Below are 22,627 nucleotides of genomic sequence, written 5' to 3' on the forward strand. Positions count from 1 at the left end.
CATGCCCGCTCCCTCCGCGCCCGGCTCGGGCGATGCAGTTCAGGTCGTCCGGCTTTACCGGTCGGAGGACAAGATCCATCCACGCTCCGTGGATGGGTTCTATGCGCGCTGGCGCTGGGTCATCGTTGCGCTGACCCAGGCCGTGTTCTACGGGCTGCCCTGGCTGCGCTGGGGCGAGCGGCAAGCCGTGCTTTTCGACCTGGAGGCACGGCGCTTCTACGTGTTCGGGCTGGTGCTCTATCCGCAGGACTTCGTGTACCTCACGGCCCTGCTGATGATCTCGGCCTACGCGCTCTTCCTGTTCACCGCGGTGGCGGGGCGGCTGTGGTGCGGCTATGCCTGCCCGCAGACGGTGTACACCGAGATCTTCATGAAGGTGGAGCGCTGGTTCGAGGGCGACCGCAACGCCCGGCTCAAGCTCGACAAGGCGCCCTGGTCGCTGGACAAGCTCTGGCGCAAGGCCGGCAAGCAGGCGGTGTGGATCGCCATCGGCCTGTGGACGGGTTTCACCTTCGTGGGCTATTTCACGCCCATCCAGACGCTGGGCCATGAAGTGCTGACCCTGGGTCTGGGCCCGTGGGAAAGCTTCTGGGTGCTGTTCTACGGCTTTGCCACCTACGGCAATGCAGGCTACATGCGCGAGCAGGTGTGCAAGTACATGTGCCCCTACGCGCGCTTTCAGAGCGCGATGTTCGACCGCGACACGCTCATCGTCAGCTACGACCCCGGTCGCGGCGAGCCGCGCGGCAACAACGCCAAGCGCAAGAAGGGCGAGGCCCGTGCCGAGGCGCTGGGCGACTGCATCGACTGCGGCCTGTGCGTGCAGGTCTGCCCCACGGGTATCGACATCCGCCACGGCCTGCAGTACGAGTGCATCGGCTGCGCCGCGTGCGTGGACGTGTGCAACGGCGTGATGGACAAGATGGGCACCGCCCGCGGTCTCATCCGCTACGACACCGAAAACGGCTTGGAACAAGGCTTCACCAGTGCCCAGCGCTGGCGCCATGTGCTGCGTCCGCGTGTGGTCATCTACACCAGCGTGCTGCTGGTTATTTGCACCGCGCTGCTGTGGAGCCTGGCTTCGCGCCATGGTTTCCGGGTGGACGTGGTGCGCGATCGCGCGTCTTTGGCCCGGCTGGTGGATGACGGCTGGGTGGAAAACGTGTACCGCCTGCAGGTCATGAACGCCACCGAGCAGGCGCAGCGTTACCGCATCACGGCCGACGGCCTGCCGGGACTGAAGCTCACGCAGGCCGCCACGGTGGACCTGGGGCCCGCCGAGGCCCGCTGGGTGGCTGTGGCGCTGCGCGTGCCGCCCGAGGTGATGCAGCAGTACAAGCCCGGCGCACACCCGGTTCAATGGCACATCAGCCGCGTCGGCGCCGACGGTGCCGACCCGGCCGATGTGCTGAACGAAAAATCAACATTCGTGCTGCCGCGCTGACGGCAAGGAGAGTCCCATGTCTGCAAGCAAGTCCCCTTCGGCCTGGCGCGAACCCATGGTGTGGCTGGTGGTGGGAGGACCGGCCAGTGTGGTGGTGGCCAGCTTCTTCACGCTGGCGTTGGCCTTGAAGCACCCGGACCCGCCGCTGGACCTGCGTGCCGCAGCGCATCAGGCTGCTGACGACGTGGAGCCGGCGGACATGCGCGCCCATGAGCGCGACGTGCCCGCCCTGATCGCCCGCAACCACGCGGCCACCGGTGGTGTGGGAGCCAAGCGGTGACAGGCCCCGGCGGCCCCTCGCGCATCGCGCGCTTTGCGATGGCGGTGGCCTGGTCGTCGTTCCTGTGCGCCGGCGTGCTGGAACTGCTGGTGTTCGCCGTGGTGGACCCGGCCGAGTTGCGCTGGTTCGGCGCAGCGCCCATTGAACTGCCGGTGCAGGCGGTCTACACGCTCAGCTTCCTGATCTTTTGGGGCGTGCTGGCGCTGGCCTCCAGCCTGAGCCTGCTGCTGGTGAACCTGCCGGTGGACGAGGTCAAGCCGGCCCGTCGCGCGCCGGGGTGGCCGCGCTGACGACGCGTGCGTGCCGGGCATGGGTCCAGTAGGCCCAGGCCCAGTCCAGCAGCACGACGAATCGGTTGCGGAAACCGATCAGGAAGTACACGTGCGCAAACAGCCAGAACAGCCACGCCGGGTAGCCTGAAAAACGCAGCGGGCCTGCCGGCGTGCCCAGGTCCACCACCGCGCTGTTGCGGCCGATGGTGGCGAGGTTGCCGTAGTCGCGGTATCGAAAGGGCAGGGTGGGCTGCCCGGCCAGGCGGCGCTGCAGGTTGGCTGCAGCCTGACGCCCCATTTGCTTGGCGCCGGGTGAGACGCCGGGCACCGGGCGGGGTTCCTGGCCTGGCACATGGCTCTGGGCCGCGGCGAGATCACCGATCACTTGAATGGCCGGAAACCCAGCCACGCTCAAGTCGGGTTCCACCACCACGCGGCCAGCGCGGTCGACCGCACAGCCCGTGGCCTCGGCCAAGAGGCGCCCCAGCGGCGAGGCGGCCACGCCGGCGGCCCACACGATGCAGTGGCTGGGCAGCCGCTCACTGCCGTGTTCAGTGGCCACATCCAAACCCTCGGCGTCGATGCCGGTCACGCGGGCGCCCAGCTTCACCTCCACCCCCAAGGCGGTCAGTTGCTCGCGGGCGCGTTCGCTCAAGTCGGGCGGCATGGCCTGCAGCACGCGGGTGCCGCCTTCCACCAGCAGCACCCGGGCCTGGCGCGGGTCGATGCGGCGGAATTCGCCGGGCAGCGTGTGGCGGGCGATCTCGGCGAAGGTGCCGGCCAGCTCCACCCCGGTCGGGCCGCCGCCCACGACGACGAATTGCATCAGCGCGGCGCGGCGCTGCGGGTCGTCTTCGCGCTCGGCCGCCTCAAACGCCAGCAGCACGCGGCGGCGAATCTCAAAGGCGTCTTGCAGGGTTTTCAAGCCCGGGGCGAAGGCGGCCCAGTCATCGCGGCCGAAGTAGCTGTGCGTGGCACCCGCCGCCACGATGAGGTGGTCCCACCGCAGCGTGCCGCCATCGGCCAGCGTGACCGTGTGGCCCCGGGCGTCAATGCCCGTCACTTCGCCCAGCAGGGTGGTGACATTGGCCTGCCCGCGGAACAGGTGGCGGATGGGCGCCGCGATCGACGGCGCCGAGAGCCCCGCCGTGGCCACCTGGTACAGCAGCGGCTGGAACAGGTGGTGGTTGGTCTTGTCGAGCACCGTGATGTCAACGTTGGCACGCCGCAGGGCGCGGGCCGCTTCCAGGCCGCCGAATCCGCAGCCGATGATCAGGACTTGAGGACGCATGAACCCATGCTACGCCTGCATGCTGCGCTGCAGCATGCATTGTCGGCATGGGTTGAAACCGGGCCGGGTAATTTCGGGAGGGGGGGCCGGAGGGCTCGAGTCCTCGACGGCCCCGGGGCTCAGCAGGCCGCGTTGGAGATCAGCCGCTGCAGGGCTTGCGGGTCCAGCACCGTGATCTGGCGTTGCTTCACGTCCAGCACGCCGTCTTCCTGGAACTTGGAGAAGGTGCGGCTCACGGTTTCCAGCTTCAGGCCCAGGTAGCTGCCGATCTCTTCACGCGTCATGCGCAGCACCAGGCTGCTGGCCGAGAACCCGCGCGCTTGCAGGCGCTGGGTCAGGTTCAGCAAAAAGGCGGCCAGGCGCTCTTCGGCGCGCATGTTGCCCAGCAGCAGCATCACGCCATGGTCGCGCACGATCTCGCGGCTCATGATCTTGTGGAACTGGTGCTGCAGCACCGTGAACTCGCGCGACAGCTCTTCCAGGTCGCGGTACTGGATGACGCAGACCGACGAGTCCTCCAGCGCCACGGCATCGCAGTGGTGCTGGTCGCTGCTGATGCCGTCCAGCCCCAGCAGCTCGCCGGCCATCTGGAAGCCGGTGACCTGGTCGCGGCCGTCTTCGCTGCCCACGCAGGTCTTGAAGAAGCCGGTGCGCACGGCGTACAGCGCTTCAAAGCGGTCGCCATTGCGGAACAGGTGCTCGCCCCGCGGCACGCTGCGGCGCTTTTCCACCAGGCCGTCCAGGCGCTGCAGATCGGTGGGCGTGAGGCCCACGGGAAGGCACAGCTCGCGCAGGTTGCAGCTGGCGCAGGCCACCTTCAACGGCTCGAGCGCGCCGGCGCAGGATGACGTGGGCACGTCAGGATGGATCGGCACGTTCATCGGGGGGCGCAGAGGGGTCAGCATGCGAAGCATTGTTCTTGCCGACCCGCGCTGCGGCCTTGACCTGGATCAACGCTGCGACCGGTCGCTGGCGTCACAGTGCTGCCATGACTGCTGTGACTGACCGTCCCATCGATGCCGACCTGCTGCGCCGCCATGACGTGGCCGGCCCGCGCTACACCTCGTACCCCACGGCGGACCGCTTTGTGGAGGCCCACCAAGGCGGGCAGCACTTGCAGGCCTTGCGCCAGCGCGGCACGGCGCAGCCGCTGTCGGTGTACGTGCACATCCCGTTCTGCGAGCAGCTCTGCTACTACTGCGCGTGCAACAAGATCATCACCAAGCACCACGAGCGGGCGCAGCCCTACCTGGCCGCGCTTGAAGTGGAGATGGACCTGGTGGCCGAGGCCATTGGCGGCCAGGCGCCGGTGTCGCAGCTGCACCTGGGCGGCGGCTCGCCCACCTTCCTGTCGGACGCCGAGCTGAGCTTGCTGATGCAGGCCCTGCGCCAGCGCTTCAAGCTGCTGCCGGGGGCGGAGCTGTCGGTGGAGGTGGACCCGCGCACGGTGGACGCGGCCCGGTTGGCGCATCTGCGCTCGCTCGGTTTCAACCGCCTGAGCTTCGGCGTGCAGGACTTCGACCCCGCCGTGCAGAAGGCCGTGCACCGCGTGCAGCCCTTCGACCAGGTGGCCGCGCTGATGCGCGACGCCCGTGAACTGGGCTATCAGTCCACCAACGTCGACCTGATCTACGGCTTGCCACTGCAAACGCCGGCGAGCTTTGCCCACACCATCTCGCAGGTGGCCGAGCTGCGGCCGGACCGCATTGCCATGTACGCCTACGCCCACCTGCCGCAGCGCTTCAAGCCGCAGCGCCGCATCGTGGCGGAGTTGCTGCCCCCGGCGGGCGACAAGCTGGCCATGCTGTCGGGCGCCATCAGCGCGCTGCTGTCGGCCGGGTACGACTACATCGGCATGGACCACTTCGCGCTGCCGGAAGACCCGCTGGCCGTGGCCAAGCGCCAGGGGCTGCTGCACCGCGGCTTCCAGGGCTACTCGACGCAGCCAGACTGCGATCTGGTGGGCCTGGGCGTGTCGTCCATCAGCCGCGTGGGCGCCACCTACGCGCAAAACGCCAAGACCATGGACGAGTATGAAGACGCGCTGCGCCAGCGCCAGCTGCCGGTGCAGCGCGGCTTGGCCCTGACGCGAGACGACCTGCTGCGCCGCGCGGTCATCATGGCCTTGATGTGCCAAGGGCGCGTGGAGTTCGAGTCCATCGCGGCCTCTTACCTAGTGGACGTGCCCCAGTACTTCGCGCCCGAGCTGCAACGGCTGTCGCAACTCGCCGAGCAAGGCTTGGTGGAGTTGGAGCCGGGCGCCATTCAGGTGACGCCGCTGGGCTGGTACTTCGTGCGGGCCGTGGCGCTGGTGTTTGACCGCTATTTGCAGGCCGACGCCAGCCGCGAGCGCTTCTCCAAGATCATCTGAACGACGCCATGGGGCTGGACGCTGCTCTGATCGTCTCGGCCACCCTGATGGGGTTGGCCGGCACGCCCCATTGCGCGGCCATGTGCAGTGCGCCCTGTGCTCTGGCCGGTGGGCCGCGCCCCGTGAAGCTGATGGCCGGCCGCGTGCTGGGCTACGCCGCAGGCGGTGTGGCGGCTGCGGCCTCGGCGGCCGTGTTGGCGCGGGCTTCGCAGGGGGCGGCTGTGCTGCAGCCGGCCTGGGCGCTGTTGCAAGCGGCCGTACTGCTGCTGGGCCTGACGCTGCTGGTACGCGGGCGCATGCCGGTGTGGCTGGGCGCGGTGCGCTGGCGGCCCAAGCCGGCCCATGCCTTTTTCACCGGCCTGGCCTGGGTGGCCATGCCGTGCGGCTTGCTGCATGCCGCCTTGCTGCTGGCGGGCTTGTCGGGTTCGATGCTGAGTGGCGGCCTCGCGATGGCGGGTTTTGCGCTGGCCAGCACGCCGGGCCTGGTGGTGGCGCCGCTGTGGCGGGCGCGTCTGTTGCGTCGCGGCCCGCAGGGCGATGTGTGGGCGCTGCGGCTGGCCGGGTTGGCCCTGGTGGCGGGCGCCGGGTGGGCCTTGGGCCATGGCGTGTGGCAACGGGTGATGTTGGCCTGTTGAAGCGCCGCCCCGAGGCGGCAAAATCCGGCGAGTTTTTCTCTTGACCCGTTCGGTTCCCTTTCGAAAGTTTCCAGCCATGTACCAACACATCCAGGTGCCCGAGGGCGGCCAGAAGATCACGGTGAATGCCGACTTCTCGCTGAACGTGCCGCCCAACCCCATCATTCCTTTCATCGAGGGTGATGGCACGGGCATGGACATCACGCCCGTCATGCTCAAGGTGGTCGATGCCGCCGTGGCCAAGGCCTACGGCGGTGCGCGCAAGATCCACTGGATGGAGATCTACGCGGGCGAGAAGAGCACCCGCGTGTATGGCCCCGATGTGTGGCTGCCGGAAGAAACGCTGGGCGCCGTGAAGGACTACATCGTCTCCATCAAGGGCCCGCTGACCACGCCGGTCGGCGGCGGCATCCGCTCGCTGAACGTGACGCTGCGCCAGGAACTGGACCTCTACGTCTGCCTGCGCCCCGTGCAGTACTTCGACGGCGTGCCCAGCCCGGTGAAGGAGCCGCACAAGGTCGACATGGTCATCTTCCGCGAGAACTCGGAAGACATCTACGCCGGCATCGAGTACGAGGCCGAGAGCGACAAGGCCAAGAAACTCATCCAGTTCCTGCAGAACGAACTCGGCGTCAAGAAGATCCGCTTCCCGGACACCTCGGGCATCGGCGTGAAGCCGGTCAGCCGCGAAGGCACCGAGCGCCTGGTGCGCAAGGCCATCCAGTACGCCATCGACAACAACAAGCCCAGCGTCACCATCGTGCACAAGGGCAACATCATGAAGTTCACGGAAGGCGGCTTCCGTGACTGGGCCTACGCGCTGGCGCAGAAGGAGTTCGGCGCCGAACCCATCGACGGCGGCCCGTGGTGCAAGTTCAAGAACCCGAAGACGGGCAAGGACATCACCATCAAGGACAGCATCGCCGACGCCTTCCTGCAGCAAATCATCCTGCGCCCGGCGGAATACAGCGTCATCGCCACGCTGAACCTGAACGGCGACTACATCTCCGACGCCCTGGCCGCACAGGTGGGTGGCATTGGCATCGCCCCGGGCGCCAACATGAGCGACTCCATCGCCATGTTCGAGGCCACGCACGGCACCGCCCCGAAGTACGCCGGCAAGGACTACGTGAACCCCGGTTCCGAGATCCTGTCGGCCGAGATGATGTTGCGCCACATGGGCTGGACCGAAGCCGCGGACCTCATCATCAGCAGCATGGAAAAAGCCATCCTGAGCAAGAAGGTCACCTACGACTTCGCCCGCCTGATGGACGGCGCGACGCAGGTGTCGTGCTCCGGTTTCGGCCAGGTGATGATCGACTGCATGGAGTGAACCGGCGCCGGGCAGGCCCCGGCTTCGTGCACCCCGGAAGCCCATCGCCGCTCGCGTCGATGGGCTTCTTGCCTTCTGAACCTGCGCGCCTGCCGGCTCGCTAAGCTGACCGCTCATCACCAAGGAGCTGTCATGGATCTCGACCCTCAAGGCCTTGCCACCCGCCGCGCCGTGCTGGGGGATGCGTATGTCGACGCCGCACTGGCCAAGGTCACGCCGTTCAGTGAGCCGCTGCAGGAGCTGGTCACGCGCCATGCATGGGGCAACACATGGCAGCGCCCGGGCATCGACCTGCGCACGCGCAGCATCGTGACCGTGAGCATGTTGGTGGCGCTGGGCCGCACGCACGAACTCAAGACCCATGTGCGCGGCGCGCTGAACAATGGCGTCACGCCGCAAGAGTTGCAGGAGGTCTTCCTGCACGCGAGTGTGTACTGCGGCTTTCCGGCGGCGGTGGATGCCTTCCGCGCCGCAGCCGAGGTGGTGGACGCGGCCCCATGAAAAACGCCGCTGGCAGCGAGGCTGCGCAGCGGCGCGATGGGCACGCGGGGCCGCAGCCCCGCCGCACGCAGTGATCAGCCCAGCGAGGCCAGCACCGAGTTGAAGGTGGCGCTGGGGCGCATGACCTTGTCCAGCTTGGCCACGTCCGGCAGGAAGTAGCCGCCGATGTCGGCCGGCTGGCCTTGCACGGCCTTCAGTTCGTCGGCGATCTTGGCTTCGTTGGCGGTCAGCGCTTCGGCCACGGCCTTGAACTTGGCGGCCAGTTCCGCGTCTTCCGTCTGGGCGGCCAGTTCCTGGGCCCAGTACAGCGTCAGGTAGAAGTGGCTGCCGCGGTTGTCCAGCTCGCCGGTCTTGGGGCTCGGGCCCTTGCCGTTGTCCAGCAGCTTGCCGGTGGCGGCGTCCAGGGCTTTGGCCAGCACCTTGGCCTTGCCGTTCTTGTTCTTGATGCCCAGTTCTTCCAGGCTCACGGCCAAGGCCAGGAACTCACCCAGCGAGTCCCAGCGCAGGTGGTTCTCTTCCACCAGCTGCTGCACGTGCTTCGGGGCCGAGCCGCCGGCACCGGTTTCGTACATGCCGCCACCCGCCATCAGCGGCACGATGGACAGCATCTTGGCGCTGGTGCCCAGTTCCATGATGGGGAACAGGTCGGTCAGGTAGTCGCGCAGGATGTTGCCGGTGGCGCTGATGGTGTCCAGGCCGCGGATCACGCGCTCCAGCGTGTAACGCATGGCGCGCACCTGGCTCATGATCTGAATGTCCAGGCCCGTGGTGTCGTGCTCGTGCAGGTACATCTTGACCTTGCGGATCAGCTGCGCCTCGTGCGGGCGGTAGCTGTCGAGCCAGAAGACCACCGGCATGCCGGAGTTGCGGGCGCGGTTGACGGCCAGCTTCACCCAGTCGCGGATGGCGGCGTCCTTGCACTGGCACATGCGCCAGATGTCGCCTTGCTCGACGTTCTGGCTCAGCAGCACTTCACCGGTTTCGAGGTCGGTGATGTTGGCCACGCCGTCTTCCGAGATCTCGAAGGTCTTGTCGTGCGAGCCGTATTCCTCGGCCTGCTGGGCCATCAGGCCGACGTTGGGCACCGTGCCCATGGTCTTGGGGTCGAAGGCGCCGTGCCACTTGCAGAAGTTGATCATCTCCTGGTAGATGCGGGCGAAGGTCGACTCGGGCATCACGGCCTTCACGTCCTTCAGGCGGCCGTCGGCGCCGTACATCTTGCCGCCGCTGCGGATCATGGCCGGCATGGAGGCGTCCACGATGATGTCGTTGGGCGAGTGGAAGTTGGTGATGCCCTTGGCCGAGTCCACCATGGCCAGTTCCGGGCGGTGCTCGTGGCAGGCGTGCAGGTCACGCTTGATCTCGTCTTGCTTGGCGCTCGGCAGCGTGGCGATCTTGGTGTACAGGTCCACCATGCCGTTGTTGACGTTCACGCCCAGTTCGTCAAACAGCTTGGCGTGCTTCTCGAAGGCGTCCTTGTAGAAGATCTTCACGCAGTGACCGAACACGATGGGGTGCGAGACCTTCATCATGGTGGCCTTCACGTGCAGCGAGAACATCACGCCCGTCTTGCGCGCGTCTTCAATCTCCTGCTCGTAGAAGGCCAGCAGGGCCTTCTTGCTCATGAACATCGAGTCGATCACCTCGCGGTCCAGCAGGTCGACCTTGGGCTTCAAGACGATGGTCTTGCCGCTCTTGGTGATCAGTTCCATCTTCACGCTGCGGGCGCGGTCCAGCGTCATGGACTTTTCGCCGTGATAGAAGTCGCCGTCATGCATGTGCGACACGTGCGAGCGCGAAGCCTGGCTCCAGGCGTCCATGCGGTGCGGGTTCTTGCGGGCGTATTCCTTGACGGCCTTCGGGGCGCGGCGGTCGGAGTTGCCTTCGCGCAGGACCGGGTTCACAGCCGAGCCGATGCACTTGTTGTAGCGGGCGCGGATGTCCTTCTCTTCGTCCGTCTCGGGCTTCTCGGGGAAGTTCGGGATCTTGTAGCCCTTGTCCTGCAGTTCCTTGATGGCGGCCTTGAGCTGGGCCACCGAGGCGCTGATGTTGGGCAGCTTGATGATGTTGGCTTCCGGCTTGAGCGTCAGCTTGCCCAGGGCAGCGAGGTTGTCCGTCACGCGCTGCTCTTCAGTCAGCAGTTCCGGGAACTGACCCAGGATGCGGCCCGCCACCGAGATGTCGCTGGTGACCACATCGATGCCGGCTTGTGCCGCAAAAGCCTGAACGACCGGCAGCAGCGAGGCCGTGGCCAGGCGCGGCGCTTCGTCGGTCAAGGTGTAAACGATCTGGGTCTTGTCGGCAGTCATGAGATCTTCCAGTTATTTGTGCAATCCAGTCAGCGCGTGGGGCCCGTGGCCACCGCGCAGGGCATGAACTCTAGCAAGCCACCCCGGCTGTTTGCTGACGTTGGCAGCCGAGCGCGCACGAAAAAGCCCCGCGGCCTGCTGGCGGCGGGGCTGATCGGGGGTGCTGCGCTCAGGACGCGAGGGTCGAGGCGGCAGCTTCCATCGGCGTGATGTTTTGCGCCAGCTGGCCCTTGGGGCCTTGCACCAGTTCGAACTGGACCTGGCTGCCCTGTTTCAGGGTGCGAAACCCTTCCATCTGGATCGCGGAGAAATGGGCGAAAACATCATCGCCACCCGCTTCGGGCTCGATGAATCCAAAGCCCTTGGCATCGTTGAACCACTTGACTTTGCCCAGCGCCATCGTGTCGTCTCCATTCTTGTAGCACCTCTCATTAGAGGCGGACGCAGATTCTGGTAGCGCAATAAAAAGCGTCAATTCGGGACCTTCCCGGCCGGGTTCACCCGAAGCTGCTTGCAATTTCAGGCGCAGGCGCCACTTGCCCAGCATGAGCGAGGGAGATACCCCCTCGATAGAATTCGGGCATGCCTGTGTTCCCCGTTTTTTCAACACGAAACCAGTCGACGCCGCCCCCTCCGGCACCGGCCCCTGCGCCGGGCCGGGACGAAGGGGAGGGCGCTGTCGTCGTCGAGCGCCAGACGCAGAAAACCGAGCCGCCCCGGCTTTATCAGGTGCTGCTGCTCAACGACGATTTCACGCCGATGGAGTTTGTAGTGATGGTTCTGCAGGAATTTTTCCGGCATGACCTGGATACGGCAACGCAGATCATGCTCAAAATCCACCACGAGGGTCGCGGGGTCTGCGGTGTGTTCACCAAGGATGTTGCAGCCACCAAGGTGGAGCTGGTTCTGGCCGCCGCCCGGCGCGCCGGCCACCCCCTGCAGTGCACTATGGAGGCCGCATGATTGCGCAAGAGCTTGAAGTCAGTTTGCACATGGCGTTCGTCGAGGCGCGCCAGCAGCGGCACGAATTCATCACCGTCGAGCACCTGCTGCTGGCCTTGCTGGACAACCCCAGCGCCGCCGAGGTGCTGCGCGCCTGTGCCGCCAACCTGGACGACCTGCGCAAGAGCCTGGGCCAGTTCATCAAGGAAAACACGCCGATGGTGGGCGGCACCGAAGAGGTGGACACTCAACCCACGCTCGGCTTCCAGCGGGTGATCCAGCGCGCCATCATGCACGTGCAGAGCACCGGCAGCGGCAAGAAGGAAGTGACCGGCGCGAACGTGCTGGTGGCCATCTTCGGCGAGAAGGATTCCCACGCCGTGTACTACCTGCACCAGCAGGGCGTCACGCGTCTGGATGTGGTGAATTTCATCGCCCACGGCATCAAGAAGTCCGACCCCGAGCCGCCCAAGCCTGCCGAAGGCCAAGCGCAGGGCCAGGAGGCTGAGCGAGAAGACGGCGAGGGCGGGAGCCCGAAGGCCTCGCCGCTGGAGCAGTTCACGCAGAACCTGAACCAACAGGCCAAGGACGGCAAGATCGACCCGCTGATCGGCCGGGAATCCGAGGTCGAGCGCGTGGTGCAGGTGCTGTGCCGCCGCCGCAAGAACAACCCGCTGCTGGTGGGTGAAGCCGGTGTGGGCAAGACGGCCATCGCCGAAGGCCTGGCCTGGCGCATCACCGAGGGCGATGTGCCCGATGTGTTGGCCGACTCCGTCGTGTACTCGCTGGACATGGGCGCCTTGCTGGCGGGCACCAAGTACCGAGGCGATTTCGAGCAGCGCCTGAAGGCGGTGCTGAAGTCGCTGAAGGAGCAGCCGCACGCAATCCTGTTCATCGACGAGATTCACACGCTGATCGGCGCAGGCGCAGCCTCGGGTGGCACGCTGGACGCGAGCAATCTGCTCAAGCCTGCGCTGTCGAGCGGCCAGATGAAGTGCATTGGTGCCACGACCTTTGCCGAGTACCGCGGCATCTTCGAGAAAGACGCCGCGTTGAGCCGCCGCTTCCAGAAGGTGGATGTGGCCGAGCCGTCGGTCGAGCAGACGGTCGAGATCCTGAAGGGCCTGAAGAGCCGCTTCGAGGAGCACCACTCGGTCAAGTACGCGCTGGGCGCGCTGCAGGCTGCGGCGGAGCTGTCGGCCAAGTACATCAACGACCGCCACCTGCCGGACAAGGCCATCGACGTCATCGACGAAGCCGGTGCCGCGCAGCGCATCCTGCCCAAGAGCAAGCAGAAGAAAACCATCACGCGCGCCGAGGTGGAGGACATCGTCGCCAAGATCGCGCGCATCCCGCCCGCGTCCGTGAACAGCGACGACCGCAGCAAGCTCAAAACGCTGGATCGTGACCTCAAAAGCGTCGTCTTCGGCCAGGACCCGGCGGTGGACGCGCTCGCCGCGGCCATCAAGATGGCCCGCTCGGGCCTGGGCCGGCCCGACAAGCCGGTCGGCAGCTTCCTGTTCAGCGGCCCCACCGGCGTGGGCAAGACCGAGGTCGCCAAGCAACTCGCCTACATCCTGGGCATCGAGTTGATCCGCTTTGACATGTCCGAGTACATGGAGCGCCATGCGGTCAGCCGCCTGATCGGAGCCCCTCCAGGCTACGTCGGCTTCGACCAAGGGGGCCTGTTGACCGAGGCGGTCACCAAGAAGCCGCACTGCGTGCTGCTGCTGGACGAGATCGAGAAGGCCCATCCGGACGTCTTCAACGTGCTGCTTCAGGTCATGGACCACGGCACGCTGACCGACAACAACGGGCGCAAGGCCGACTTCCGCAACGTCATCATCATCATGACGACGAACGCGGGCGCCGAGATCATGAACAAGGCCACCATCGGCTTCACGACCCAGCGCCAGCAGGGCGATGAGATGGCCGACATCAAGCGCCTGTTCACGCCCGAGTTCCGCAACCGCCTGGACGCCATCGTGTCCTTCCGCGCGCTGGACGAAGAGATCATCCTGCGCGTGGTCGACAAGTTCCTGCTGCAGTTGGAAAGCCAGCTGCAGGAGAAGAAGGTCGAGGTCAGCTTCTCCGACGCGTTGCGCAAGCAGCTCGCCAAGAAGGGCTTCGATCCGCTGATGGGTGCACGCCCGATGCAGCGCTTGATCCAGGACACCATCCGCCGCGCGCTGGCCGACGAATTGCTGTTCGGTCGACTGACCGACGGCGGTCGCCTGAGCGTTGACGTGAACGCCGAGGGCGAGACGGTGCTGGACATTCAGCCCACGCCGCCCAAGCCCAGCAAGGACGGCAAGCCCAAGGCGGAGCCTGCCACGGCTTGACGTCTGTGGCGACCGGCTCGCCAACCACAGCAGGGGCGCTTCGGCGCCCCTTTTTCATGGCATCGGGGCCGGGTCCTGCCGGAAAAAACCGCGGAGCAGCGCGTAGACGGCCGGCTCTTCCCGCTGCAAGGCCGCTGGCGCCACGAAGAAGGCTTCCACCGCCACCGCAAAGAATTCTTCGACTGCTTCGGCGCCGTACGGGTCGATCAAGGTGTCGTCGCCCCGGTCCACGCGTTCGCAGAACTGGGCCCAGGCGCCGTCCAGCGTGTCGATCCAGGCTTGGCGTTCGGTGGCGGGCAGCGGCGGGACGCCGTCGGCCGCGCCGTCATGCATGTCCAGCACATGGGCAAACTCGTGGATGACGACGTTGTAAACCGCGTCGGTTCCCGCCTCCGCCGGGTCGTCGGACGCGGCGATCGATTGCCAGCTGAGCATGAGCGGGCCACCTTCCATGGCCTCGCCGGCGAGCTCCTCGTCGTACTCATGGACGATGCCGTGCTCATCTTCAACGTGCCGCCGCGCGACGACGTCCTGGTCGTGCATGACGATGCCCACAAAGCCGTCGTACCAGGCCAGGCCCAGGCGCAGCACCGGCAAGCACGCCTGCGCGGCAACCGCCACGGCCACTTCGTCGGTGACGACAAACCCGCCGGCGCCATGGAACTCTTTCTCGGCCAGGAACAGGCTGCAAAGGCGCCGCAACTCAGTCAAGTCGTCCGACGACCGCAGCGCCAGAAAGGGGTAGCGCAGCAGCGTCAGCTGCCAGAGTTCATCGGGAATGGCGTGACGCTGCAGCGCGCGTGCTTCGCGCCAGCGCCGCCAGGCGCTCAGCAGCACGGGGCCAGGCGCTGGATGCCGGCCGCCGACAGGCGAATCACATCGCCGCGCGGTGTCGGGGCGTCTCCATCCCAGTCGGACAGCACCCAGCGCTGGTGGTGGGCGTCCAATGCATGCGTGGCCGGGCGATGCGTGTGGCCATGGATCATGACCGGGGCTTGCGCCTCGTCCAACAGGGCCAGGCAGGCGGCGGTATCCAGGTCGCTCGCCATCAACTGCGCCGCCTGGGCCGCGCGGCTGCCTTCGCGCATCTGGCGCGCCAGAGCTTGGCGCGCTTCCAGGGGCTGTGCAAGCAACTGGGCTTGCCAGTGCGGCGTGCGCACTTGACTGCGAAAGAGCTGGTAGGCCGTGTCGGCCAGGCACTGCGCGTCACCGTGCGTGAGCAGCCAGCGGCGCCCGAAAGCGTTCAGCACGGTGGGGTCGGCCAGGGCGGTCATGCCGGAATCCGCCAGCATGTCTTCACCCAGCAAAAAATCGCGATTGCCGTGCATGAAGAACAGCGACACCCGCTCGCTGGCGGCGCGCAGCAGGTTCACGCAGCGGGCTTCGAAGGGCAGGTGGCGCGCGTCGTCGCCCACCCACACTTCGAAGATGTCACCCAGCAGCAGCACGGCGTTCGCCGGCGTGTGCATCAGGTGTTGTTCAAGCCGAGCCAGCGTGCCCGGCGTGTCTGGCCCCAGATGCAGGTCGGAGAGCAGGTCGATCTGCTCCCACTGCGCCGGGGCGGTCAGGCTTGGAATCAAACCTCGGTGGCCTTCTCGATCACGATGGCGTCCACCGGGACGTCGGAGTGGCCGCCCGAGCGACCGGTGCGCACCTTCTCGATCTTGTCGACCACGTCCTGGCCCTCCACGACCTTGCCGAACACGGCATAGCCCCAGCCCGAGGGCGATTCGGATTGGAAGTTCAGGAAGCCGTTGTCGACGGTGTTGATGAAGAACTGCGCCGTGGCCGAATGGGGGGCGTTGGTGCGCGCCATGGCCAGCGTGTACTTGGCGTTCTTCAGGCCGTTGTTGGCTTCGTTTTGGATCGGCGCGTCGGTCGGCTTCTGGCTCATGGACGCATCAAACCCGCCGCCTTGGATCATGAAACCCTTGATGACGCGGTGAAAGATGGTGCCGTCGTAGTGGCCCTTACGCACGTAGTTCAGGAAGTTGGCGCTGGACAGCGGGGCGTTGGCCAGATCCAGTTCGATCAGGATGTCGCCCTGGTTGGTGGTGAATTTGACTTGGCTCATTTTTTGACGGGCTCGACGAGGGCCTTGTTGATGATGATGGGTTTGACGGGCATGTGCTGGTGCATCTGCACCGGCGCCACAGCCGTCAGGCGAATCTTGTCCACGACGTCCATGCCGTCAACGACCTGGCCGAACACGGCGTAGCCGCTCGCGTGGTTGTCCGGCTGGCCGTCCAGGGGCAGGTTGTCGGCGACGTTGATGAAGAACTGCGAGGTGGCCGAGTTCGGGTCGTTCGTGCGCGCCATGGCAATCGTGCCGCGGGTGTTGGACAGCCCGTTGTGCGACTCCAGCGGAATCGGCGGCTTGGTGGGGCGTTGAGCCAGCTTGAGGTCGTAGCCGCCGCTTTGGATCATGAAGCCGTCGATCACGCGATGGAAGATGACGCCGTTGTAGTGGCCGGCTTTCACGTACTGCAGGAAGTTGGCGACCGACTTCGGCGCCTTCTCAGCGTTGAGTTCGATGCGGATGTCGCCTTCGGTCGTTTGCAGCTTCACGGTCTGGGCGGAGGCGCCAACGCAGGCCAGCATCGCGGCCATCAACAAAGCAAGTTGGGTCATGGGTGGGTTGAGCGAGACGGGGTGAAAGACGACGTCAGGGCCAAGCTGCGCTGGATCTTCGCGGCCAAGGCGTCAGTGGGGGCGACCGAGGCCTTCTGCGCTCGCTGGTAGGCCCTCAGCGCCAGTCGGCTCAGCACGTCGCCGAGGTTTTCTTGGGCTTGCGCGTGTTCGGGTTGCAGTCGCAAGGCCTGTTCGAGTGCGAGTTTGGCGTCGTCGAGATTGCCCGCCGCCGCGTGCAGCACGGCCAGGTTGTTGTACGGGTCGGCCAGGTCGGGGAAGTCCTGCGTCAGGCGCGTGAAGAGCTGCAGCGCCTGGTCACGCTGGCCCAACTCCATGCGCATCACGCCGAGTGCGAAACGCAGCGTCGCGTCGTCGGGCGTGCGGGTCAGCGCCTGCTCCACTTGCGCCACCGCCTGCGTCTTTTGCCCGGCCAGCCACAGCCGCTGGGCACCCGCCAGATCGTCGGCTCGCACCGGCAGGGAGGAGGCCGCAGCGGCGAGGGCGAGGGCGGTCAGGAACAGGCGCATGAGGGTTGGCGGGGGGAAGATCCTAGGGGGTGGCCGGTATACTGCTGGCATTCTATGAGCCCCGCCTGGCCGGTCCCGGTGCGGGGCTTCTTGTTGGTGGCTCTGCATTGCTGCCGCACTGGTTCTGGTCCATGTCCCTGCGCGTTCACAACTCCCTCAGTCGCACTCTCGAAGACTTTCAGCCGCTCGTGCCGGGCCACGTCCGCATGTACGTGTGCGGCATCACGGTCTACGACCTGTGTCACATGGGTCACCTGCGCATGAACATGGCGTTCGACGTCATCTACCGCTGGCTGCGTGCCAGCGGCTATGCCGTGACCTACGTGCGCAACGTGACGGACATCGACGACAAGATCATCAAGCGCGCCGTTGAGCGTGGCATCACGATTCGCCAGCTGACTGAAGAGATGACGGCGGCGATGCACGCGGACTTCGCCGCCGTGGGCCTGCTGCGGCCGGACCACGAGCCGCGCGCGACCGAGTACGTGCCGCAGATGCTGTCGCTCATCGAGCGCCTGGAGCAGCGCGGCTTGGCCTATCGCGCCGAAGGCGGTGACGTGAACTACGCGGTGCGCAAGTTCGATGGCTACGGCAAGCTCAGCGGCAAGAGCGTGGACGACCTGCGCGCCGGTGAGCGTGTGGCGGTGGATGATGGCAAGCTCGACCCGCTGGACTTTGTGCTCTGGAAAGCCGCCAAGGCCGAGGAGCCGTCCGATGCCAAGTGGGCGGCGCCTTTCGGTGAAGGCCGGCCGGGTTGGCACATCGAGTGCTCGGCCATGAGTTGCGCGCTGCTGGGCGAGAGCTTTGACATTCACGGCGGTGGCGCCGACCTGCAGTTCCCGCACCACGAGAACGAAATCGCCCAAAGCCAGGGGGCGGGCTATGACTTCGCTAAGTACTGGCTGCACAATGGCTTCCTGAACGTCGACGGGGAGAAGATGTCCAAGAGCTTGGGCAACTTCTTCACCATTCGGGACGTGCTGCAGAAGTTCGACGGCGAGACGCTGCGCTTCTTCATGTTGCGCACGCACTACCGCCGCCCGTTCAACTTCAGCGATTCGCATCTGAAAGACGCACGCACGGCGTTGACGCGCCTGTACACCGCACTCGACGCGGTGCCACCGGCAGACGTGACGATTGACTGGAGCGAGCCCAGCGCCGCGGCCTTCAAGACGGCCATGGACGAAGACTTCGGCACGCCGGGCGCCGTGGCCGTGCTGTTCGACCTCGTCAATGAAGTCAACCGCGACCGTTCACCTCAGCGTGCTGGGTTGCTCAAGGCCCTGGCCGGCGTGCTGGGCGTGTTGCAGCAGGACCCGCGTGCGTATCTGCAGGGTGGATCGAGCGACGATGCCGCGTGGATCGAAGAGCGCATCGCAGCCCGTGCGGCCGCCAAGGCCGCCAAGGACTTTGCTGGCGCCGACGCCATCCGCGCCGAACTCACGGCCCGTGGCATCACGCTGAAGGATGGCGCGGGCGGCACCACGTGGGTGAAGAGCTGATGGCGTCCAAGCCGCCGGTTGAGGTCACGCCCGACTACTGGGATGACGCCTGCAAGCACCTGATCAAGCGCGATCGGGTGTTGAAAAAGCTCATCCCTCAGTTCGGCGAAGCGCGCCTGCAGAGCCGGGGTGACGCCTTTGCCACCTTGGCCCGCTCCATCGTTGGCCAGCAGATTTCGGTGAAATCGGCCCAGTCGGTCTGGACGCGCTGGACCGCCTTGCTGCCCAAGCTGCAGCCGGCCGCCGTGTTGGCGCTGACGGTCGAAGCGCAGCGGGCGGCCGGGCTGTCGGCCCGCAAGGTCGAGTACTTGCGTGACTTGGCCGAGCATTTCGACTCTGGTCAGGTGCATGTGCGCCAATGGGCGCAAATGGACGACGAAGCCATCATCGAAGAGCTGGTGGCCATTCGCGGCATCGGTCGCTGGACGGCCGAGATGTTCCTGATCTTTCACCTGATGCGGCCCAACGTCATGCCGTTGGACGACGTCGGCCTGCTGACCGGCATCAGCCAAAACTATTTCTCTGGTGAGCCTGTTTCGCGTGCGGAAGCGCGCGAGGTGGGCGACGCTTGGGCGCCGTACCGTTCCGTTGCGGTTTGGTACATTTGGCGCAGCCTCGATCCGCTACCCGTGGACTACTGATGAGCAAAAAACACTTTCTGGAATTCGAGCAGCCGATCGCCGAGCTCGAGACCAAGATCGAAGAACTTCGCTACGTGCAAAGCGAGTCGGCTGTCGACATCTCGGAAGAGATCGACCGCCTCTCCAAGAAGAGCCAGCAGCTGACCAAAGAGGTCTACGCCAGCGTGGCGCCGTGGCAGGTCTACCAGATCGCCCGTCACCCACAGCGCCCGCAGACGCTGGACTACTGCGCCGAAGTCTTCACCGAGTTCCAGGAACTGCACGGCGATCGCCACTTCGCCGATGACGCGGCCATCGTGGGCGGTTTGGCTCGCTTCAACGGGCAAGCCTGCATGGTGATTGGCCACCAGCGCGGTGCCGATGCCAAGGAGCGCACGCTGCGCAACTTCGGCATGCCGCGTCCGGAGGGCTACCGCAAGGCGCTTCGCCTGATGAAGCTGGCCGAAAAGTTTGGCCTGCCGGTATTCACCTTCATAGACACCATGGGGGCGTATCCCGGCATTGGTGCCGAGGAGCGCGGCCAAAGTGAAGCCATCGGCCGCAACATCCTGGAGATGGCGCAGCTGGAAGTGCCCATCATCGCCACCGTCATTGGCGAAGGTGGTTCGGGCGGCGCCCTGGCCATTGGTGTGGCAGACCAGGTGCTGATGCTGCAGTTCTCCGCCTACTCGGTGATTTCGCCGGAAGGCTGCGCCTCGATTCTGTGGAAGAGCAGCGAGCGTGCGTCTGACGCTGCTGAGGCGCTGGGCATCACGGCGCATCGACTTAAGGCGCTGGGCCTGATCGACAAGATCGTCAGCGAGCCGGTGGGCGGCGCTCATCGGGACGGCAAGCAGATGGCTTCCAACCTGAAGCGCGCGCTCAGCGACGCGTTGCGCCAGGTGTCGGACCTCAAGACCGCGGAACTGCTGGACCGTCGTTACGACCGCCTGCAGGCCTATGGCCGATTTGGCGACACCAAGAGCCGCTGATCCCACTTCCCCCGCCGTCGCGGTCGCGTTCAGCGGGGGGCTTGATTCCACTGCCTTGCTGCATGCGGTGGCCCGAGCGGCCACAGCGCATCGGGTGGTCGCGCTGCACGTCCACCACGGGCTGATGCCAGCGGCCGACTCTTGGCGGAAGCACTGCGAAACGCAGGCGCACGCCTTGGGTGCGGAATTTGTCTCCACCCGCCTGTCGGGGTGCCCATCGCCGGGTGAGAGCGTAGAGGCCTGGGCGCGGCTCGGGCGGCATGGTGCGCTGCACGACATGGCTGTTGCAGCAGGCGCTGACCTGCTGCTGTTGGCCCATCACCGGCGCGATCAGGCTGAAACGTTTTTGCTGCAGGCCATGCGCGGCGCCGGCACGGCGGGCATGTCGGCCATGCCGCGCAGCCAATGGCGCGATGGCGTTCGGTGGGTTCGCCCCTGGCTGGACCACCCGCGGGACCGCATCCTGGCCTACGCCGAACACCACGGGCTGCGCTGGATCGACGATCCCAGCAATGACGACCCTCGGTACGCCCGCAACCGCTTGCGAGCGAGCCTCTGGCCCGCGTTCAAAGCGAATGAAGCTGGGTTGGCACAGGCTGCGCGTTGGGCTCAGGAGGCCGAGGCGCTGGCGCAGGAGGTGGCGGCTGGCGATCTGGAGCGGCTCGTTCAGGGGGCGCGACTCGACCTGGTGGCTTTGCATGCGTTGTCGCCCGCACGGAAGAGCAATGCCCTGCGGGCGTGGTTGCGGCCTCAGATGGCGATTTCGTCGCAGTTGGTGCAGCGCTTGCTTGAGGAATGGCGACCGGGCGCCGTGCAGGCGTGGGATGCCCCCGGCGGGCGCTTGCATGCCTGGCGGGATGGTCTTTACTGGGCCTCGGGCGCCGAGGTGCCGCAGGCTTCAGCCCGACTGGACCTGAGCCGCCCGGGCTTTCATCGACAACCCGATTGGGGCGGTGGATGGAGCGTCGAGCCGGTGGGCGAGGGCGGTGTGCCGGCGTCAGTGCTGGCGCAGTTGACACAGCGGGTGCGCGGGCCCGGCGATCAATTTCAACGCGGCGTGGGCACCGTGCCTCGCAGCCTCAAAAAGGCGTACCAGGAGTTGGATGTGCCGCCCTGGCGGCGAGACGGGCCCGTTCTTGCCGACGCCGATGGCCGTGTCGTGGCCGTGGCGGGCCTGGGCATGGACGCGCGTGCCTTCGCGGCGCGAGATGAGCCATGTTGGTCGCTCCGCTGGCTGGAGGATTCAGCCTTGCCGCAGAGCGAAGGCGAAGGCGTGGTTGACGCATAAAATCGGGACTTTGCGATGTCGCCGTCCCGGCGGCTCACCTTCAGCCTTCGCTCAAACACATGGCTCTGATCGTCCACAAGTACGGTGGCACCTCGATGGGTTCCACCGATCGCATCCGCAACGTGGCCAAGCGCGTCGCCAAATGGGTGCGCGCTGGCCACCAGATGGTGGTCGTGCCCTCGGCGATGAGCGGCGAAACCAACCGCCTGCTCGGCTTGGCCAAAGAGTTGTCGCCCGCCAGCAGCACGCCGGAAACCATGCGTGAGCTCGACATGATCGCGGCCACGGGCGAGCAGGTCTCGGTCGGTCTGCTGGCCATCGCGCTGCAGGCTGAAGGCGTGCCGTCGGTGAGCTACACCGGCTGGCAAGTGCCGGTGGCGACCGATTCGTCGTACACCAAGGCCCGTATTGAGAGCATCGACGACAAGCGCGTGCGCGCCGACCTCGCCGCAGGTAAGGTGGTCGTGATCGCCGGCTTCCAGGGCATCGACGCCGACAACAACATCACCACGCTCGGTCGCGGTGGTTCGGACACCTCCGCGGTGGCCATTGCCGCCGCCATGAAGGCCGACGAGTGCCTGATCTATACCGATGTGGACGGCGTCTACACCACTGACCCGCGCATCGTGCCCGAGGCGCGCCGGCTGCACACCATCAGCTTCGAAGAGATGCTGGAGATGGCCTCGCTGGGCTCGAAGATTCTGCAGATCCGCTCGGTGGAGTTCGCCGGCAAGTACAAGGTGCCGCTGCGCGTGCTGTCCAGCTTCACGCCGTGGGACATCGACATCAACGAAGAAGCCAAGTCCGGCACCCTGATCAGTTTTGAAGAGGACGAAAAAATGGAACAAGCCGTCGTTTCGGGCATTGCCTTCAACCGTGACGAGGCCAAGGTGACGCTGCTGGGCGTGCCGGACAAGCCCGGCATCGCCTTCCAGATCCTGGGCCCGGTGGCCGAGGCCAACATCGACATCGACGTCATCATTCAAAACGTCTCGCACGACGGCAAGACCGACTTCTCGTTCACCGTGCACCGCAACGACTACGCGCGCACGATGGAACTGCTGCAGGGCAACGTGGGCCCGGCCACGAATGCGGCCAAGGTGGTGGGCGACCCGAAGATCTGCAAGGTGTCCATCGTGGGCATCGGCATGCGCTCGCACGTGGGCGTGGCCAGCAAGATGTTCCGTGCACTGTCGGAAGAGGGCATCAACATCCAGATGATCTCCACCAGCGAGATCAAGACCAGCGTCGTCATCGACGAGAAGTACATGGAACTGGCCGTGCGCGCTCTGCACAAGGCCTTCGATCTGGACCAAGAAGCCGCGGCCTGAAACTTTGTCTGAGGGC

The 22,627-nt window shown here is 66.0% G+C and carries 23 protein-coding genes; 14 read left to right on the top strand and 9 right to left on the bottom strand.

Features of this window, described 5'->3' with window-relative positions:
• Position 1 precedes the first annotated feature (1 nt).
• Genes ccoG through ACG01O_RS05795 form a run of 3 tightly spaced genes read left to right on the top strand, consistent with a single transcriptional unit; the run spans position 2 to position 2,014 of the window.
• Positions 2-1,444: a cytochrome c oxidase accessory protein CcoG gene (gene ccoG, locus ACG01O_RS05785; RefSeq protein WP_394382202.1), complete on the top strand. Its 1,443-nt coding sequence runs from the start codon at positions 2-4 to the stop codon at positions 1,442-1,444.
• A gap of 16 nt (positions 1,445-1,460) precedes the next feature.
• Entirely contained in the window at positions 1,461-1,724 is a 264-nt protein-coding gene (locus tag ACG01O_RS05790; protein ID WP_394382204.1) for a hypothetical protein, read from the top strand.
• A complete protein-coding gene (locus ACG01O_RS05795) occupies positions 1,721-2,014 on the top strand; it encodes a hypothetical protein (protein ID WP_394382205.1) in 294 nt (97 codons plus the stop codon). Before ACG01O_RS05790 ends, ACG01O_RS05795 begins: the two co-directional genes overlap by 4 nt.
• On the opposite strand, the gene ACG01O_RS05800 is transcribed toward ACG01O_RS05795, so the two are convergent.
• Together ACG01O_RS05800 and fnr are read right to left on the bottom strand one after the other, a co-directional pair.
• Complete coding sequence (locus ACG01O_RS05800) at positions 1,977-3,287, bottom strand: NAD(P)/FAD-dependent oxidoreductase (protein ID WP_394382207.1); 1,311 nt, start codon at positions 3,285-3,287, stop codon at positions 1,977-1,979. The two genes, ACG01O_RS05795 and ACG01O_RS05800, sit on opposite strands and share 38 nt — an antisense overlap.
• Before the next feature lie 119 nt (positions 3,288-3,406).
• Positions 3,407-4,168, bottom strand: a complete 762-nt coding sequence (gene fnr, locus ACG01O_RS05805) for a fumarate/nitrate reduction transcriptional regulator Fnr (protein WP_394382531.1) — start codon at positions 4,166-4,168, stop codon at positions 3,407-3,409.
• A gap of 107 nt (positions 4,169-4,275) precedes the next feature.
• Here fnr and hemN point away from each other — a divergent pair, with 107 nt between their 5' ends.
• From hemN to ACG01O_RS05825, 4 genes are all read left to right on the top strand, one after another.
• Positions 4,276-5,658 (top strand): oxygen-independent coproporphyrinogen III oxidase, encoded by a 1,383-nt coding sequence (gene hemN / locus ACG01O_RS05810; protein ID WP_394382208.1) that lies wholly within the window; start codon positions 4,276-4,278, stop codon positions 5,656-5,658.
• Positions 5,659-5,666: 8 nt separating this feature from the next.
• A complete protein-coding gene (locus ACG01O_RS05815; protein WP_394382210.1) occupies positions 5,667-6,293 on the top strand; it encodes an urease accessory protein UreH domain-containing protein in 627 nt (208 codons plus the stop codon).
• 76 nt (positions 6,294-6,369) lie between these two features.
• Positions 6,370-7,626, top strand: coding sequence for an NADP-dependent isocitrate dehydrogenase (gene icd / locus ACG01O_RS05820; RefSeq protein ID WP_394382211.1), 1,257 nt, complete (start codon positions 6,370-6,372; stop codon positions 7,624-7,626).
• 132 nt (positions 7,627-7,758) lie between these two features.
• A complete protein-coding gene (locus ACG01O_RS05825) occupies positions 7,759-8,127 on the top strand; it encodes a carboxymuconolactone decarboxylase family protein (protein ID WP_394382212.1) in 369 nt (122 codons plus the stop codon).
• Positions 8,128-8,201: 74 nt separating this feature from the next.
• On the opposite strand, the gene ACG01O_RS05830 is transcribed toward ACG01O_RS05825, so the two are convergent.
• On the bottom strand, positions 8,202-10,436 hold the full coding sequence (locus ACG01O_RS05830) for an NADP-dependent isocitrate dehydrogenase (protein WP_394382214.1): 2,235 nt from the start codon (positions 10,434-10,436) through the stop codon (positions 8,202-8,204).
• Between the two features lie 169 nt (positions 10,437-10,605).
• Complete coding sequence (locus tag ACG01O_RS05835; protein WP_394382534.1) at positions 10,606-10,836, bottom strand: cold shock domain-containing protein; 231 nt, start codon at positions 10,834-10,836, stop codon at positions 10,606-10,608.
• Between the two features lie 182 nt (positions 10,837-11,018).
• On the opposite strand from ACG01O_RS05835, the gene clpS reads away from it, so the two are divergent.
• The gene (gene clpS, locus ACG01O_RS05840) at positions 11,019-11,399 is read left to right on the top strand and encodes an ATP-dependent Clp protease adapter ClpS (protein WP_394382217.1); all 381 of its coding nucleotides are present in this window, start codon (positions 11,019-11,021) and stop codon (positions 11,397-11,399) included.
• Entirely contained in the window at positions 11,396-13,720 is a 2,325-nt protein-coding gene (gene clpA / locus ACG01O_RS05845; protein WP_394382219.1) for an ATP-dependent Clp protease ATP-binding subunit ClpA, read from the top strand. Before clpS ends, clpA begins: the two co-directional genes overlap by 4 nt.
• A gap of 54 nt (positions 13,721-13,774) precedes the next feature.
• On the opposite strand, the gene ACG01O_RS05850 is transcribed toward clpA, so the two are convergent.
• Genes ACG01O_RS05850 through ACG01O_RS05870 form a run of 5 tightly spaced genes read right to left on the bottom strand, consistent with a single transcriptional unit; the run spans position 13,775 to position 16,878 of the window.
• Positions 13,775-14,554, bottom strand: a complete 780-nt coding sequence (locus ACG01O_RS05850) for a M90 family metallopeptidase (RefSeq protein WP_394382535.1) — start codon at positions 14,552-14,554, stop codon at positions 13,775-13,777.
• The gene (locus ACG01O_RS05855; protein WP_394382220.1) at positions 14,548-15,300 is read right to left on the bottom strand and encodes a UDP-2,3-diacylglucosamine diphosphatase; all 753 of its coding nucleotides are present in this window, start codon (positions 15,298-15,300) and stop codon (positions 14,548-14,550) included. The genes ACG01O_RS05850 and ACG01O_RS05855 overlap by 7 nt, the downstream gene beginning before the upstream one ends.
• Positions 15,297-15,794, bottom strand: coding sequence for a peptidylprolyl isomerase (locus tag ACG01O_RS05860; RefSeq protein ID WP_394382223.1), 498 nt, complete (start codon positions 15,792-15,794; stop codon positions 15,297-15,299). The genes ACG01O_RS05855 and ACG01O_RS05860 overlap by 4 nt, the downstream gene beginning before the upstream one ends.
• Positions 15,791-16,330: a peptidylprolyl isomerase gene (locus ACG01O_RS05865; RefSeq protein WP_394382537.1), complete on the bottom strand. Its 540-nt coding sequence runs from the start codon at positions 16,328-16,330 to the stop codon at positions 15,791-15,793. The genes ACG01O_RS05860 and ACG01O_RS05865 overlap by 4 nt, the downstream gene beginning before the upstream one ends.
• Positions 16,331-16,347: 17 nt before the next feature.
• Positions 16,348-16,878, bottom strand: coding sequence for a tetratricopeptide repeat protein (locus tag ACG01O_RS05870; RefSeq protein WP_394382224.1), 531 nt, complete (start codon positions 16,876-16,878; stop codon positions 16,348-16,350).
• A 131-nt stretch (positions 16,879-17,009) separates the two neighbouring features.
• Between ACG01O_RS05870 and cysS the strand changes: the two genes are divergently transcribed.
• Genes cysS through ACG01O_RS05895 form a run of 5 tightly spaced genes read left to right on the top strand, consistent with a single transcriptional unit; the run spans position 17,010 to position 22,611 of the window.
• Entirely contained in the window at positions 17,010-18,380 is a 1,371-nt protein-coding gene (gene cysS / locus ACG01O_RS05875; protein WP_394382226.1) for a cysteine--tRNA ligase, read from the top strand.
• Positions 18,380-19,021 carry a DNA-3-methyladenine glycosylase family protein gene (locus ACG01O_RS05880; protein WP_394382228.1) on the top strand — a complete coding sequence of 214 codons (642 nt, stop codon included), beginning with the start codon at positions 18,380-18,382 and terminating at the stop codon, positions 19,019-19,021. Before cysS ends, ACG01O_RS05880 begins: the two co-directional genes overlap by 1 nt.
• Positions 19,021-19,992 carry an acetyl-CoA carboxylase carboxyltransferase subunit alpha gene (locus tag ACG01O_RS05885; RefSeq protein ID WP_394382230.1) on the top strand — a complete coding sequence of 324 codons (972 nt, stop codon included), beginning with the start codon at positions 19,021-19,023 and terminating at the stop codon, positions 19,990-19,992. The genes ACG01O_RS05880 and ACG01O_RS05885 overlap by 1 nt, the downstream gene beginning before the upstream one ends.
• Entirely contained in the window at positions 19,961-21,280 is a 1,320-nt protein-coding gene (tilS, locus tag ACG01O_RS05890) for a tRNA lysidine(34) synthetase TilS (RefSeq protein WP_394382233.1), read from the top strand. The genes ACG01O_RS05885 and tilS overlap by 32 nt, the downstream gene beginning before the upstream one ends.
• A 59-nt stretch (positions 21,281-21,339) precedes the next feature.
• On the top strand, positions 21,340-22,611 hold the full coding sequence (locus tag ACG01O_RS05895) for an aspartate kinase (RefSeq protein ID WP_394382235.1): 1,272 nt from the start codon (positions 21,340-21,342) through the stop codon (positions 22,609-22,611).
• Positions 22,612-22,627 lie beyond the last annotated feature (16 nt).

The sequence above is a fragment of the Pelomonas baiyunensis genome (assembly GCF_043555935.1).
Classification (GTDB): Bacteria; Pseudomonadota; Gammaproteobacteria; order Burkholderiales; family Burkholderiaceae_C; genus Pelomonas; species Pelomonas baiyunensis.